Below are 13,966 nucleotides of genomic sequence, written 5' to 3'. Positions count from 1 at the left end.
AGCCGGAATGCCCGTAGTTTCAGCCTTGTTCGGCCTTTTTTCTATAATTCCCTACTCAATGTGGATCGAAGTCTTTCAAAGGCGAGTCGGATTCGTGATTTTACTGTACCTAATGGCAGTTGCTTGCGTTCAGCGATCTCCGAATGGGACAAACCTTCATAGAAAGACGCCCTGACAAGTTCCACCTGTTCGTCCGGAAGCGTCTTTAACGCCTCTCGTACATTCTCCTCGATCTCGAGGAGTTGGTAGCTTTCTTCAGGCTCGGGCAATTCAGCCGGAGAAAGCATGGGTTCGTCAGGCTGGGCGTCCAGATGTCGCTGACGACGAAAGGCATCAATATGCCGGTTACGGGCGATGCGGAAAATCCAGGTCGTCGGCGAAGCCTGTGCTGGATCATACTGTTCAGCCTTACGCCAGACAGTGACCATGACCTCCTGCACGATCTCCTCGGCCTGCATATCGTCGGCACCCAGACGCATGAGGAAGCTCTTAAGGCGGGGCGCATAATAATCAAACAGAAGACGGAAGGCGCCTTTGGATTTGCTCTCGGCAATATCGCGCAACGCAAGCGCAAAGGCCTCGCGCTCGCTCTTACCCAATCCTGGCTTGTTCGGAACCGGATCGAGCAAGACATACCTCCCAGAAACTTACTAAACCGCGTTTTCGACCTTAACAGAAAGATCGCCACTGCACAGATAGGTTGGAACCTTGTTGCGTACAGATCATATTAACGACTACGTCACAAGTTTACGCTAGTCTTTAACGACTAAAGAGGGAATGATTTCAGAATGAAGCGGTTTGTCGCAGCTTTCACCCTGCTCGCATCCACAGTACTGCCAGCGCAGGCCTTTGAATATGTAGGCGCTTTTCGCGACTGGACCGTCTATCAGGACATTGTAAACGGCGAGTCCGTTTGCTTTGCCGCCACGCGCGCCGAAGACCTTGCGCCGCGCAATGTGGAGCATGGCGACGTGGTCTTCTTCGTGACCTATTTCCGAAATTCCCAGCTGCCACAGGCCAGCCTGCGCGCTAACTTCAATTTCCGTGAAGACCTGCCCGCGACAGCTGAAGTCGGCGGTCGTTCATGGATGATGTACACGGCCCGCAACGAAATCTTCGCGAACAATTCAGACGAGCGCGCCATTGAAGACGCTATCAAACGTGGCTCCGAACTTCGCCTTGAAGCCGTATCCGAACGCGACACTGAAGTGGCTTACCATTTCTCTCTGGCCGGTTCATCCGGCGCAATCGACCGCGCCCGGTCTCTGTGTAGCTGATCACTCATAGCTGATCTGTGAACTCGGGATTTGGCCGGTCCGGCCTTTTATGATATCAGGCCGGTCTTCCGGAGATTGATACATTGACCCAGAGCCTCGACATTTCACACGCGGCAAACGCCGACCGTGCTTCCTGCGTTAAAGAAAACCTCGCAGGGATTGGTTTTGACGCGCTTAAAAAGACGCTTGAAGACCGCGGCATTGAGCCGAAAAAGGTCAACATGCGCGCACGCCAGCTCTGGCGCTGGGTGTATCATTACGGTGTCCGCGATTTCTCCGGCATGACCGATATTGCCAAAGCGCAGCGCGCAGAGTTCGAAGACTGGTTCGAGCTGAAACGCCCTGAAATCACAGAGGCGCTGGTTTCTGTTGATGGCACGCGCAAATGGCTGATCGAATATGGCCCCAACACCGAGGCTGAAACCGTCTTCATTCCGGATGTCGGCCGTGCAGGCGCGCTTTGCGTCTCCTCTCAGGTTGGCTGCACGCTGAATTGTTCTTTCTGTCATACCGGCACGCAGAAGCTCGTTCGTAACCTGACCGCGGCAGAGATCGTCCGTCAGGTCATGGTTGCACGTGACGCGCTGGAAGAATGGCCGACCTCGAACGAGAACCGCAAGCTGACCAACATCGTCTTCATGGGCATGGGCGAGCCGCTCTATAACCTCGACAATGTCGCTGAAGCGATCGACACGATCAGCCATAATGAGGGCATTTCCTTCGGTCGTCGCCGTATCACCGTCTCTACAGCCGGTGTCGCGCCGCTCATTCCAGAGCTTGGCCGCCGCACAAACGCGATGCTCGCCATTTCGCTTCACGCGACGAATGACGATCTGCGCAACGAACTGGTGCCGATCAACAAGAAATACCCGCTGAAAGAGCTTTTCGAGGCGATCCGTGAATATCCGGATCTCGGCAACTCCAAGAAAGTGACATTCGAATACGTCATGCTCAAAGGCGTGAACGATTCTGTTGCCGAGGCGAAAGACCTTCTGCGCCTGCTGCGTGGCACACCGGCAAAGATCAACCTGATCCCGTTCAACCCATGGCCGGGCTCTCAATATGAGTGCTCTGACTGGGAGACGATTGAGAACTTTGCCGAAGTTCTGAACCGTGCAGGCTATTCATCGCCAATCCGCACGCCGCGTGGCCGCGATATTCTCGCTGCCTGTGGTCAGCTGCGTTCTGAGAGCGTCAAGCAGAAAGCCTCAGATCGCCGTAAAGCGGAACTGGCAGCGAAAACTGCAGCTGAAGGCACAGCAGCGGAATAGCCAACATGCCTGAGATCGCGACCCCTAACCTTCCGAGCGCAGATTTTGACCGCACGGAAGCGTTTTATGGCGCGCTCGGTTTCAAACGAAGTTATCGCGACAAGGGCTGGATGATCCTCAAACGCGACGCACTGATCGTCGAGTTTTTTCCAATGGGCATTGATCCCAAGGAGAGCTGGTTCAGCGTCTGTTTTCGCACGACAGAACTCGACGCGATGCATTCTGAATTTTCAGCCGCGCCGTTTGACGATGCCCAGCGCGCGGGGCTACGCCTGAGTGAAATTCGTACAGAACCTCATGGTATCAGACTGTTTTACATGACCGATCCGGATAGCAGCCTCATCCGCTGTATCGATGAATCGTATCAGCCGTAAGATACCGCGACCCTCTCTAAAAATACCTTCTCAGCGAATTCGCCGAATCGTCCTTGCCCCGAAAGGCCTCAGGCCAATCGGGTGTGCAGAATTTCTAGGGATTCTGTTGCTTTATAGTGCAGGGAGAGAAGTGTGCTGCGCGCGCTGTCATCGGCGCGCTCCATCACATCGGGCGGCGGATACCAATGCTGCAGACACCGGAAGAAGCCGGGATAGGTAGGGTGTCTTGTTTGTGCCCGGCCCCGTTTGTCACCTGCGGTTCGAAGGCCTGCGCCTGCGCGTTCGCTTGTGATGACACTGATGCGCGGGGCGGTAAGCTCCTCTTCGCTCAGCACGAAGGCACCAGAGAGAATATGCGCCGCAAGTCGGGCGGCATGCGCCTCTGCGTTTGCGATGGCATCCGGCAAGCGCTCCAGCCGCCGCATAAGGCGCGAACAATCAACGACCTGCCAGTCATAGGGCTCAAACGGGCGCGGGCTACGCTTACCCCTGCGCGGCGCTGAGGCGCGCGGCGCAAATGCAGTGAAGCTGCCCTGTGCGGGGCGTTTTTCCTGATGTTCGGCAAAGATGGAATAGGGGCGTTTACGCGGCGGCTCGCGCTCTGGCCGGTCAAGATAGGCTTCTACCTCTTTGCGCCCGTTCTCAGTGCCAAGAAGCTCGCCAGCCAGAACCAGAATAAAACAGCGCAGCGCATACTCAGCCAGCGCGATGAACTGGCGAAGCCCCCGCGCATAAATATGCTCCATCTGCGTCCATGGCTCGTTATAGGTTTCGGGTGGATTGGGATGAAGATGCGCATCCAGATGCGCGGCAGCGCGGGTGTGAAGCGCCTTTATGTCCTCTGCAAACGCCGCTGGCCCGGATGGGTCAGTGGCTGGCGCGGTCACGCGATGCAGGGTGTAGGCCTCTTCTGTCATGAGGCCGATTATGGCGTCGGGGAGCCAGGGTTGGATAAGGTTTTTGACACGCAGGTTCCCATGAAAACGGGAACCCATGCTTAGATGTTGAGGCCTAAGACTGGATACCCACCTGCATGGGCATCTTCGGTGCTTGTGTTGACGAGATCCCTGCCTTCGCAGGGATGAGCGGGTTTCACCCGCTCACTTAAAGCGCTTACCGTTCTCATCCCAGATGCGGACAATGCCGGACTGTGAGGCGACGGCCATGAGCGTGCCATCTTCAGCAAACAAGCGCGCCTCGCCATGCACAAAGCCATCATGAATGCCCTGAATATGCAGGTCTGCGCACACCCATTCGGTTGGTACAATCTTGCGGATACGAATGGTGTTATCAAGCGAGTTTGCGCCCGCCTGCAGGCCCAGAGCATTGCCGGTTGCGCCCGGCACAAAGTCCGCGATCACAGCCAGCATCGTCGCATCAATCGGCGTGTTCGGGTCCATCGGGCGAGACCAGAGCACGGCGCGGCCATCTTCTGACAGGCCGCCCTCATTGCGCTTCTTGCCATAACGGCCATGGGCAACGCGGGTATGCAGGCGTTGCTGCAGATCATCCGGCTCGTCATCCACCTTGGGGCGGAAGCGCGGCAGCGCCTCACAGTCCATTGGCGGGGCAACATCCGGCATCTCCAGCCATTGGTGATCAAGCTCTTTGCCGCGCGAACCGACAGCGGCATTGACGGTATAAATCTCGCGGTCACCCACATGGCCCAGCACGCGCGCCTGCGTGATATTCTTGCCCTCTGTCGCTGCGCGTACATCCACATTCACCGTCTCGCCAGGCTGGGCGAAGGAGAGATATTGCGCCGTCGCCCAGATCAGCGGGCGCTCATGGGTGAGCTCCAGCGCGCGGATCGCAGAGGCAAGGCCGACACCGCCAAACAGGAATTTATGCTTTGGCGGGCCAACCGAAATACCCATGGAGACATCAAGCGTCCATTTGTTCGGGTCATCAGTCGGGTCGAGATCAAAGAAACGGGTCGTATCAGATGTAGTCGTCATGAGCTGGAGATAGTCAGCTTAACCCGCACCGCGCAAGCCTCTCCTTAGGGAATTGCCGGTCGATTGGGCCGCTAGTCGCGAAGACGCGTCGTCACGCCCTCACCGCCGCGCAAAGTACCGCCAATTGTCCAGCCGCCTTCCTGTTCTGTGACGGCGATTTCAAGCTGGTTGTCGCCTGCATTCAGGTAGAGCGGCACGGTATCGTTAAAGCCCGCCGTGCCGAGAAAGCGGTAGTCCCGCGTGAGGAAAACATCCGTTCCGGAGTATAAAAGCTCGCCATTCAGGAAAACGCTGGCCTTATCGGAGAATGCCAGATCGAGCAGCACCATTTGCGGCTCCGGCGACGTCACCGTGACGGAGGCGAAGATGGTGTTCGCCTCTGATGAGAGCGGCGTAAGCTGGTTCATATCCACAAGCCCTCTATGGCCTGCAGACAGCGCGTTTTCATAGACAACACCTTCGGGACTAACCGCCACCTCTGCAGACACTGACGCGCTGAATGACCAGTCTGCGATGAGGCCTTCTGACGAGACCTGCTCTTGCGGGGGCGGCACGAGCGCTGAAATGTCTTCGACCTCAGATGAGAAGCTCAGATTGCGAAAGCGACGCTCACCACGCAGCGCCCAGACGCCAATCTGTCCGGACTCAGGGTCACGGATGAGGTCGCCCACTGCCGCGACGACCTCGCCATTCACGCGCAAAATAGCCCGATCATCGGACACGACCAGCTCTCCGCTCACCCATTCCCCCATGGTGACGTTCGTCACACCCGCAAAACCTTCACCCTGATAGATCTGATACGCCTGATGCCCGTTATAGCGCGGGTGATACTGCCACGCGTCCGGATTGCCCTGCTGGTGATGGCGCAGATAGAGGATTTCACCGTTTTGCGCGTCCGGCGCGCGGAACAGAAATCCGGTAAAGGCCCGCCCCGGCGACATCCAGAGCTCGAAACTCGTAGTGCCGTTTTTGTGATCTGGAAGGTCGAGCCATGTGATGCCGTTTTCGGTTATGATCAGCTCTTCATGCGCGCCGGTTTCAGCAAGTGCAGGCGCGCTCAGGGCAATACACGAGGCGCAGATAATGCAGGCCAGTCGATACAGCATGTCGGTCTCTCCTTCGTTAGAGAGGCTCGCTCGCATGTTCGGTGCGGCGCGTATTGAAGATTTCGGCCACGGCTCGGTTTGCCTGCCGTTTTGCGACCCACTGGGCGAGTATCGCTGGAATGACAGGCCCGAAGACCTGCCGCGCGGCGTGGAAAGCCTATGGATTTATGGCGGGGCGGGCCGAACGCTGTCGCGCCAGACACTCACCGGCCACTGGAAAACCTGCCTTGCAGTGTTCCGCCGGTTTGGCGCTGACGGCACGGTGGACGATGTCTCGCTTCGCGTGCTCGGGCCGGTAACGGAGCCAGTCTCTCAGGACACGCCACACGGGCTGGAGATTATCGCCGCACGGCTTTTCCCGGAATATGCGATCCCTCTGCTGAGCCTCAGGCCATCGGAGATTTCAGATACCAATCCGGACTGGCCGCAGCATTTAGTGCGTGCGTGCAGTCATTTGCGCAAGCTGGCTGAGAGCGGCGCAGCGGCAGAGACAATTGCAGAGGCATTGCTACGCCTCATTTCCCGTCAGATCGAGACACTTGCACCGGCAATGAGCGGCATGTTTGCGGCGCTACAGGCCATTCGTGAGCATAACGGGCAAATGGAGATCAACGCACTGACAGAATTTGCAGATATGTCAGGGCGAACGCTGAGGCGGGTCAGCGCAGACCGGATCGGCCTCTCGCCCAAAGCTTATGCGCGTTATGTGCGTCATCAGAGACTCGTCCAGACCGCGATGCGCTTCAAAACGCCTGACTGGGCGGGCCTTGCCTATGACTTCGGGTTTTCAGATCAAGCACATATGGCGCGCGATGTGAAAGCCATGTCCGGCCTTACACCTGCCGCCCTGCACAGGCAGAGGACTGGCGTTCAGCACAAACAAAAAAGCCCCGCCTGATCCGGCGGGGCTTCTGTTGTACGTTTCTGCTAAATTAAAACCCGTAGGCTTCTTTGTATTCAGGGTCTTTCTGGGCGACGAGTTTCGCCAGATCGACGATGACTTTCGCCTGCTTCCAGGTCGCATCGTCCTGCATTTTACCGTCGAGCATCACAACGCCCGTGCCATCCGGCATAGCTTCGAGGATACGTGCCGCAAATTTCACTTCATCAGGGTCTGGTGAGAAGACCTTTTTCGCAATGTCGATCTGGTTCGGGTGAAGTGACCATGCACCGTCACAGCCGAGCAGGAAGGCATTGCGGAATTGCTGTTCGCAAGCTTCAAGGTCGGAGATATCGCCGAACGGACCATACATCGCCTTGATACCGGCAGACGCGCAGGCATCAACCATACGCGCGATGGTGTAGTGCCAAGGGTCCTGCTGCGCATTCATGCGCTCGCGGCCTTCGACCGGATCTTCAATCACGCGGTAGAATGGGTGACCGCCGCCAACGCGGGTCGTCTTCATCTTGCGGGAGGCTGCAAGGTCAGCCGGGCCAAGGCAGATGCCGTGCATACGCGGAGACGCGAGCGCGATCTGCTCAACGTTTTTCACGCCTTCGGCTGTTTCCAGAATCGCGTGAATGCCAATCGGCTTTTTAATGCCGTGCTTGGCTTCGAGCTGCGCCAGAAGCTGGTCAACGAAGTGAATATCCCACGGGCCTTCAACCTTCGGAATCATCAGAACGTCCAGCGCATCGCCGACTTCCGCCAGAAGCGTGGTCACGTCTTCCAGAAACCATGGCGAGTTCAGGCAGTTTACGCGGGACCAGAAGCCTGTGTTGGAAGCTTTGAAATCAACGGTTTTACCCATTTCAACTGCGCCAGCGCGCGCAGCGTCTTTCGCATCTGCCGGGATCGCGTCTTCAAGGTTTGCGAGGATCACATCGACCTTCTTCGCCATATCCGGAACCTTGGCGCGCACTTTATCGAGATGCGGCGGCACAAAGTGGATCATGCGCTCTACATTCACCGGCTGCTCACGAAGCGGCGCTGGCGCACCAATAGCGAGTGCTTTGTAGAATTGCTGTGGCGGTTTCGTCGCTGACATACTGTGTTCCCCGAGATTTGAAGATGTTTTGTATTTGAGGGGGAAACTATGTCTGCTGCACTGCAATGTGAAGGGAAAATTTCCAGATCACCGGAAACACCGCGCCTTTATGGGTTATTTCTTGCGGGATGACTGCGCCAGCGGGTGCGCTGCAGCAAGCATGTCTGCCAGATCTTCGGTCAGAAGATGGGTGTAAATCTGGGTGGTTGAGATATCGGCATGGCCAAGCAGCACCTGCACGGTTCGAAGGTCCGCCCCGCCCTGCAGCATATGAGTGGCAAACGCATGGCGCAGCGTATGCGGGGAGATATCAGCCGCGTTGAGCCCCGCTTTCAAAGACCGGTCGCGGATAATATTCTGCAGTGTGCGCCGCGAGATATGCCCGTCCGCACCGCCTGATGGGAAGACGAACCGCTCTGCCGCTTCCCGGTTCTTTTTAGGCAGATGCGCGGGACGCTCGATCAGCCACTCGTCCAGCGCGCGCTGCGCGGGGCCGCCGACAGGGCAAAGCCGCTCTTTCTGACCTTTACCCAGCACCCGAATATAGCCGTCACGCACAGTGTGAAGCGCCGCCATAGGCAGTGCGCAGACTTCTGAGGCGCGCAGGCCTGCCGAATAGACAAGTTCCAGAATGCAAAGATCGCGGACATTCTTGCTATCCTCGCCTTCACAGGCGGCCAGCAAAGCGGCCACGTCATCGCGGGAGAGAACCTTCGGGACATGCCGTGTTGCATCCGGAGACGACAAGCCTTGCGCGGGATTGGTATCGCGCAAGCCGTCTTCCACTTCAAACCGGTAGAACTGGCGAAGCGCAGAAATACGCCGTGCAATGGTTGCCGCCGAGAAGCCCTCATCAGACAGCGCCCTTTGATAGGCGGTCAGATCTTCGCGGTCGGCGCTGGCAAGGTCTGTGCCCTGCGTAGCGAGAAAGGCGGCCGCATCTTTCAGATCGCGCCGATAGGCCGCCAGCGTATTTTCCGAGGCGGCCCGTTCGACCGCCTGCATTTCAAGATAGGCATCAATCCGGGAGCGATCGTCCGGTGTCACATCAATTCCTGATCTGGTGGAAGCCAAGCGCCTCAACCGCGAGCGCGCGCGCCTCGGTCGTGTAACCGGTTGCCCGCAACAGCTCGATCACGTCGACAATATCTTCCGGCGCATATGTATCCGGGCGACGGCCCAGCGCACTGACGAGACGCAGAAGTCCCTCACCCGTTGAACCGCCACGAAGACCGGATGTGAGGAGGATTTGCGTCTGGATATCCAGCTGGTCACCTTCTGAAAGCGTATCGCCTGCCGATCCAGACAGGAAATCACGCGCTTCATGTGACAGCACGCCGTCCACCATCAAAAGCGAATAGAGAAGCTCTGCTGCGGCAGCCGTCTGGCCATCACCGCTGGCAGCTTGCGCAAGCTGGGTCGAAGCAAGACGCGCAGACGCCGGAGACCGGTCGGTTCCGGACAGAACACGAAGACCATCCACCCAGGCTTTCAGGAAGAGGTCCGGCTCCGGACCGCCTTCAATCTCTGACACGCGTTGGAAACGGGTCGCCTGACGCTGATCACCCGCAGCAAAAGCTGCAATAGCGAAGTATTCGCCATTCTGATCGAGCGCATCAAGATCACGAAGACGCGTCATGACCGGCAGAAGCAGTCTGGCGTTCTCTGAGAAATGAACCGTATTTGACCCCGATTGCGCGAGCGCGCGGCGGATCGCGACAACCAGATCAGCTTCTTCTGTACCGCGATCGGCGGCCAGTTGAAGCGCCTCATCAAGCGCGTTTACAGGCGCATTAATGTCTGGCGCATCCGTCTCTTCAGTTTCGGCCGGTGCTTCACCCGCGACCGGCAATGGAGGCGCCGGAACCGGCTCGAGGCGATACGCAGAAGACCGCTCCTGCGTTGTCATCAGGCCAGCAAACGTCGCGACATCCGCCATCTGGATGCGAAGCGCGCGGGAAATGTCGTTACGGCCAGAAATTTCGCGAGCAAAGCCAGGGTTCAGCCCCTGAAAGCTTTCGTCGCGGACAGGGAAATTGCCCGCAAGCGACAATGCCGTTGTCAGGCCGGAGGCAAAACTTGCGGCAGGCAGGCGCTCAATATCACGCTCTGTAGGCTCGGCTGGCATGGTTTGCATCGCGCCGATTGCTGTGGTGATCCACGGATCAGGCGTTCCAAGTTCTGCAGCAAGCTCCAGCGCGAGATTGGCGGACGAATAATTGCCTTCCAACGCAAAACAGCCAGCACGTGCCGCATAGAGATAGGCGTTTGCCTCAGTGGACGCGCGAACGTTTGAGCAGGCAGACGCGAGGTTACCGCGCAGGAATTGCATTTCGATCCGCGCTTCACGCGCTGACAAAATACCATCTGCGTCTGGCAGCTGACGCGCAATCTCTTCATAGGCCTCAAGTTCGCCAAGGCTCCAGATCAGGCGCATACGCTGGGCAAGAAGCTGATCCGCACCGGCCCCTTCAGGCGCGCGTGACGGCGATAAGAGCACGCGGCGCAGGAAGGTGTTCATGGTTGGCGTCAGGCCGCGTGGGTTGAGGCGCGCAAAGAGCGGCAGAAGATCTTCGGTCGTGCTGCCTTCCCACATAGTGAGTGGCAGAGCGCCGTCAGCACGGGAAATTGTGCCGACACCCCACGGGTCGATATCACCGAGTCCGGTACTCTCAAGAAAACTCTGCGCCGAAGCCGTCACCGGCACAGCGCTTACCGCCAGCACGGCGGCAATGGCCGTCAGGCTCTGTTTAAACATCGAGTTCCACCTCAATACGCTGCTCGCCATTCGACGGTGGATTTTTCACCGCACTGTCAGCCAGCCAGAAGATAGCGCCGCCAATCAGGACAACCGCCAGAACGAGAATGATCAGGAAAGCTCGCATTTCAAACCTTTATCGCCTTGCATCATATTTGCTGCACCTCACCTTTATGTATAATCGCGAGTTTTGTGGAGGCGCAAAATCAGATGCGCATAAGTGAAGTGCCTACTGATACTGAAGAATCTGCCCAGAAAGTGGCAAACGGCAAAACAATTGCACTCATCGGTCTGATGGGTGCGGGTAAGTCGTCCGTTGGTCGACGCCTTGCCGATACGCTGGACCTCCCCTTTTATGACAGCGACGAACAGATCGAGCTGGCTGCAGGCCTGTCTGTCACTGATATTTTCTCAGTACATGGCGAAACCGAGTTTCGCCGCGGCGAACAGCGCGTGATTGAGCGCCTTTTAGAAGGCCCGCAGCATATTCTGGCCACCGGTGGTGGTGCTTTCATGAACCCGGATATTCGCGCGGCATTGAAACAGCATGCCGTCACAATCTGGCTGCGCGCCGACCTTGAAACGCTCTGGAAACGTGTCAGCCGGAAAGACGGACGCCCGCTTCTGAAGACCGAAAACCCGAAACAGCGTCTCGCTGATCTGCTGGAAACACGAAACCCTGTCTATGCAGAGGCCGATATCGTGGTAGACAGCCGCGAAGGACCGCATTCGACAGCAGTCAATGCGATCCTGAAAGCGCTTGAGGATTATACGCAAAGCTGATGTCTGAAACTCTGGTTCGTGTCGATCTGGCAGATCGCTCCTATGATATTGTGATTGGCGGCGAGGTTTTATCCTCCATCGCCACGCGCCTTTCCGGCATTGTAAAAAATGGTGCGCGCCGCGTTTTCGTTCTGACGGACGAGAATGTCTGGGACAACCATGGCGACGCTCTGAAATCTCACCTTGCGACCGGCGGCATTGAAGCGATTGCCAATATTCTGCCTGCTGGTGAGGCGACGAAATCTTTTGCCAATCTCCAGTCGGTTCTCGAATGGATGATCAGCCATGAGGCGGAGCGCAATGACGTGCTGATCGCCTTTGGCGGCGGTGTGATCGGCGATCTGGCCGGTCTGGCAGCAGGTCTGATGAAGCGCGGCATGCCATTTGTGCAGGTGCCGACAACGCTGCTTTCGCAGGTAGACAGCTCGGTTGGCGGCAAAACCGCAATCAATTCCAGCTTTGGTAAAAACCTTATCGGCCTGTTCAACCAGCCCGCTCTGGTGCTGGCCGATATCTCGCTTCTGAAAACCCTGCCACCACGCGAATGGCGCGCAGGATATGCCGAAGTCATCAAATACGGCCTGATCGACCGCCCGGACTTCTTCGAGCATCTGGAAATTGCCACACCGGATATTCTGTCTGGCGACGTAAACGCGCTGGCGAATGCCGTGAAAGTCTCCTGCGAATCCAAAGCTGATGTTGTATCGGCGGATGAAACCGAGCGCGGCCGACGGGCGCTTTTGAACCTTGGTCACACATTCGGGCACGCGATTGAAAAAGCGCGCGGATTTGACGGAAGCGTTCTGCATGGCGAAGCCGTTGCAACCGGCATGTGTATGGCATACCGCTATTCCCGCGAGCTGGGCATCTGCCCGGGACAAGATGTTGTGCGCGCCGAACGCCTTTTCGAGACATCCGGCCTCGCGCCGACCCTCAGCGCCCTCAATACGGGCAGCTTCGAGGCTGAAGAGCTTCTGGAACACATGTTCCAGGATAAAAAAGTAGAATCGGGATCACTAACTTTGATCCTTGCGGAAGGGATTGGTAAGTCCTTTGTGCAAAAAGGAGCAGAAATTGCGCCGCTCCGCGCGTTCTTGGAGGCTGAGACGAAACTCTGATGACCACACTGTGGCCATTCGCTGCCGTTATTTTCCTGCTGTGTCTTTCGGGCTTTTTTTCTGGCTCTGAGACTGCACTCACCGCTGCGTCGCGTGCACGCATGCATGGCCTTGAAAAAGATGGCGACCCACGCGCTGCGCGGGTGAACCGCCTGCTCGCCAATCGCGAAAGCCTGATTGGCGCCATTCTTCTGGGCAATAACCTCGTCAACATTCTGGCATCCGCCATTGCAACGGCTCTCTTCCTTGAGATGTTCGGTGACGCGGGCGTTCCAATCGCCACCGCCGTAATGACGGTGCTCGTACTCGTTTTCGCAGAGGTTCTGCCGAAGACATACGCGATTTCGAACTCGGACAATATGGCGATGGGCGTATCCGGCCCGGTGACCTTCCTCGTGAAGTCGCTCGGATGGATCGTTGCTGTCATTCAGGCAATTGTCGGCGTGACGCTGCGCATTTTCGGCATTCGTACCGATGAAGGCATGGTCTCTGCGGAAGAAGAAATTCGCGGCGCGATCGACCTGCACCACTCCGAAGGCGGCGTGGAGACAGCTGACCGTCACATGCTTGTCGGCGCGCTGGACCTCAAAGACCTCGTTGTCGGCGATCTGATGATCCACCGTAAAAGCATCAATATGATTGATGCCGATGCGCCGGTGCGTGAGATCGTGATGGAAGCGCTTTCCAGCCAGCACACGCGTATCCCGCTCTATCGCGGCAATCCAGACGAAGTTGTCGGTATTCTGCACGCAAAGGACCTGCTTCGCGCCGTTGCCCCTATGCATGGCGACCTGTCAGGGCTCGATATTGCAGGCATTATGCGTGAACCATGGTTCGTACCGGAAACGCTGACCGTTCAGGAACAGCTCGATGCCTTCCTGAAAAAGCGTAACCACTTCGCCCTCGTGGTGGATGAGTATGGCGCGCTTGAAGGCCTGATCACGCTGGAAGACATTCTGGAAGAGATTGTCGGCGATATCCGGGACGAGCACGATATTCCGGTTCAGGGTGTTCGCCAGCAACCGGATGGCTCGGTCAATGTCGATGGTGTTGTTACCATCCGCGATATCAACCGGGCTCTCGGCTGGAATCTGCCAGACGAAGAAGCCGTCACGATTGCCGGCCTCGTCATCCATGAGGCACAGACCATTCCGGAACCTGGCCAGCGTTTCTCCTTCCATGGCTATCAGTTCGATATCCTGCGCAAATCCCGTAACCAGATTACGGCCCTGCGCGTGAAACAGGACGAAAGTGTTTAATGCTTCAGTGCTTGGCAGGATTGCTAAATCCAGCCCGCTAATCGCACATCACACGCAATTGTGTTGCGCGTCTC

Annotated in this window: 15 protein-coding genes; 7 read left to right on the top strand and 8 right to left on the bottom strand. The window is 57.3% G+C overall.

Annotation, left to right across the window (positions count from 1 at the left end):
* Positions 1-41: 41 nt before the first annotated feature.
* Positions 42-629, bottom strand: coding sequence for a sigma-70 family RNA polymerase sigma factor (locus G523_RS0104605; RefSeq protein ID WP_022693859.1), 588 nt, complete (start codon positions 627-629; stop codon positions 42-44).
* 159 nt (positions 630-788) lie between these two features.
* Here G523_RS0104605 and G523_RS0104600 point away from each other — a divergent pair, with 159 nt between their 5' ends.
* The 3 genes from G523_RS0104600 to G523_RS0104590 all read left to right on the top strand — a co-directional run bounded on the left by G523_RS0104600 (position 789) and on the right by G523_RS0104590 (position 2,922).
* Positions 789-1,277: an invasion associated locus B family protein gene (locus G523_RS0104600; RefSeq protein ID WP_022693858.1), complete on the top strand. Its 489-nt coding sequence runs from the start codon at positions 789-791 to the stop codon at positions 1,275-1,277.
* A gap of 83 nt (positions 1,278-1,360) precedes the next feature.
* Positions 1,361-2,548: a 23S rRNA (adenine(2503)-C(2))-methyltransferase RlmN gene (gene rlmN, locus G523_RS0104595; protein ID WP_022693857.1), complete on the top strand. Its 1,188-nt coding sequence runs from the start codon at positions 1,361-1,363 to the stop codon at positions 2,546-2,548.
* A gap of 5 nt (positions 2,549-2,553) precedes the next feature.
* Entirely contained in the window at positions 2,554-2,922 is a 369-nt protein-coding gene (locus G523_RS0104590; RefSeq protein WP_022693856.1) for a bleomycin resistance protein, read from the top strand.
* A gap of 68 nt (positions 2,923-2,990) precedes the next feature.
* Here the strand turns inward: G523_RS0104590 and G523_RS0104585 are convergent, their stop codons facing one another.
* The 3 genes from G523_RS0104585 to G523_RS0104575 all read right to left on the bottom strand — a co-directional run bounded on the left by G523_RS0104585 (position 2,991) and on the right by G523_RS0104575 (position 5,986).
* Complete coding sequence (locus G523_RS0104585; protein WP_155802582.1) at positions 2,991-3,839, bottom strand: hypothetical protein; 849 nt, start codon at positions 3,837-3,839, stop codon at positions 2,991-2,993.
* 183 nt (positions 3,840-4,022) lie between these two features.
* Positions 4,023-4,880: an acyl-CoA thioesterase gene (locus G523_RS0104580; protein WP_022693854.1), complete on the bottom strand. Its 858-nt coding sequence runs from the start codon at positions 4,878-4,880 to the stop codon at positions 4,023-4,025.
* Between the two features lie 71 nt (positions 4,881-4,951).
* Positions 4,952-5,986, bottom strand: coding sequence for a LamG domain-containing protein (locus G523_RS0104575; RefSeq protein WP_022693853.1), 1,035 nt, complete (start codon positions 5,984-5,986; stop codon positions 4,952-4,954).
* Between G523_RS0104575 and G523_RS20115 the strand changes: the two genes are divergently transcribed.
* On the top strand, positions 5,964-6,884 hold the full coding sequence (locus G523_RS20115; RefSeq protein ID WP_162141025.1) for a helix-turn-helix domain-containing protein: 921 nt from the start codon (positions 5,964-5,966) through the stop codon (positions 6,882-6,884). The genes G523_RS0104575 and G523_RS20115 overlap by 23 nt on opposite strands.
* 34 nt (positions 6,885-6,918) lie before the next feature.
* Here G523_RS20115 and G523_RS0104565 read toward each other — a convergent pair whose 3' ends face one another.
* The 4 genes from G523_RS0104565 to G523_RS21270 form a co-directional block, all read right to left on the bottom strand.
* Positions 6,919-7,974 (bottom strand): HpcH/HpaI aldolase/citrate lyase family protein, encoded by a 1,056-nt coding sequence (locus G523_RS0104565; RefSeq protein ID WP_022693851.1) that lies wholly within the window; start codon positions 7,972-7,974, stop codon positions 6,919-6,921.
* Between the two features lie 114 nt (positions 7,975-8,088).
* Positions 8,089-9,021, bottom strand: coding sequence for a site-specific tyrosine recombinase XerD (locus G523_RS0104560; RefSeq protein WP_233347260.1), 933 nt, complete (start codon positions 9,019-9,021; stop codon positions 8,089-8,091).
* Between the two features lies 1 nt (position 9,022).
* Positions 9,023-10,732 carry a hypothetical protein gene (locus G523_RS0104555; protein ID WP_022693849.1) on the bottom strand — a complete coding sequence of 570 codons (1,710 nt, stop codon included), beginning with the start codon at positions 10,730-10,732 and terminating at the stop codon, positions 9,023-9,025.
* Positions 10,725-10,859: a hypothetical protein gene (locus G523_RS21270; RefSeq protein ID WP_022693848.1), complete on the bottom strand. Its 135-nt coding sequence runs from the start codon at positions 10,857-10,859 to the stop codon at positions 10,725-10,727. The genes G523_RS0104555 and G523_RS21270 overlap by 8 nt, the downstream gene beginning before the upstream one ends.
* An 83-nt stretch (positions 10,860-10,942) precedes the next feature.
* Here G523_RS21270 and G523_RS0104545 point away from each other — a divergent pair, with 83 nt between their 5' ends.
* Genes G523_RS0104545 through G523_RS0104535 form a run of 3 tightly spaced genes read left to right on the top strand, consistent with a single transcriptional unit; the run spans position 10,943 to position 13,892 of the window.
* Positions 10,943-11,515 carry a shikimate kinase gene (locus tag G523_RS0104545; RefSeq protein WP_022693847.1) on the top strand — a complete coding sequence of 191 codons (573 nt, stop codon included), beginning with the start codon at positions 10,943-10,945 and terminating at the stop codon, positions 11,513-11,515.
* Positions 11,515-12,633, top strand: coding sequence for a 3-dehydroquinate synthase (aroB, locus tag G523_RS0104540; RefSeq protein ID WP_022693846.1), 1,119 nt, complete (start codon positions 11,515-11,517; stop codon positions 12,631-12,633). Before G523_RS0104545 ends, aroB begins: the two co-directional genes overlap by 1 nt.
* Complete coding sequence (locus G523_RS0104535; protein WP_022693845.1) at positions 12,633-13,892, top strand: HlyC/CorC family transporter; 1,260 nt, start codon at positions 12,633-12,635, stop codon at positions 13,890-13,892. Before aroB ends, G523_RS0104535 begins: the two co-directional genes overlap by 1 nt.
* Positions 13,893-13,966 lie beyond the last annotated feature (74 nt).

Origin of the sequence: Ponticaulis koreensis DSM 19734 (genome assembly GCF_000420665.1) — a bacterium.
GTDB lineage: Bacteria > Pseudomonadota > Alphaproteobacteria > Caulobacterales > Hyphomonadaceae > Ponticaulis > Ponticaulis koreensis.
This window is presented reverse-complemented; position numbering and strand designations above follow the sequence as displayed.

What these genes read in the sequence shown, in the direction of transcription:
- G523_RS20115 (WP_162141025.1), top strand. Translation starts at nt 5,964, where the DNA reads ATGCAGGCCAGTCGATACAGCATGTCGGTCTCTCCTTCGTTAGAGAGG.
- G523_RS0104575 (WP_022693853.1), bottom strand. Translation starts at nt 5,986, where the DNA reads ATGCTGTATCGACTGGCCTGCATTATCTGCGCCTCGTGTATTGCCCTG.
- G523_RS0104600 (WP_022693858.1), top strand. Translation starts at nt 789, where the DNA reads ATGAAGCGGTTTGTCGCAGCTTTCACCCTGCTCGCATCCACAGTACTG.
- aroB (WP_022693846.1), top strand. Translation starts at nt 11,515, where the DNA reads ATGTCTGAAACTCTGGTTCGTGTCGATCTGGCAGATCGCTCCTATGAT.
- G523_RS21270 (WP_022693848.1), bottom strand. Translation starts at nt 10,859, where the DNA reads ATGCGAGCTTTCCTGATCATTCTCGTTCTGGCGGTTGTCCTGATTGGC.
- G523_RS0104590 (WP_022693856.1), top strand. Translation starts at nt 2,554, where the DNA reads ATGCCTGAGATCGCGACCCCTAACCTTCCGAGCGCAGATTTTGACCGC.
- G523_RS0104585 (WP_155802582.1), bottom strand. Translation starts at nt 3,839, where the DNA reads ATGACAGAAGAGGCCTACACCCTGCATCGCGTGACCGCGCCAGCCACT.
- G523_RS0104580 (WP_022693854.1), bottom strand. Translation starts at nt 4,880, where the DNA reads ATGACGACTACATCTGATACGACCCGTTTCTTTGATCTCGACCCGACT.
- G523_RS0104535 (WP_022693845.1), top strand. Translation starts at nt 12,633, where the DNA reads ATGACCACACTGTGGCCATTCGCTGCCGTTATTTTCCTGCTGTGTCTT.
- G523_RS0104555 (WP_022693849.1), bottom strand. Translation starts at nt 10,732, where the DNA reads ATGTTTAAACAGAGCCTGACGGCCATTGCCGCCGTGCTGGCGGTAAGC.
- G523_RS0104565 (WP_022693851.1), bottom strand. Translation starts at nt 7,974, where the DNA reads ATGTCAGCGACGAAACCGCCACAGCAATTCTACAAAGCACTCGCTATT.
- G523_RS0104545 (WP_022693847.1), top strand. Translation starts at nt 10,943, where the DNA reads ATGCGCATAAGTGAAGTGCCTACTGATACTGAAGAATCTGCCCAGAAA.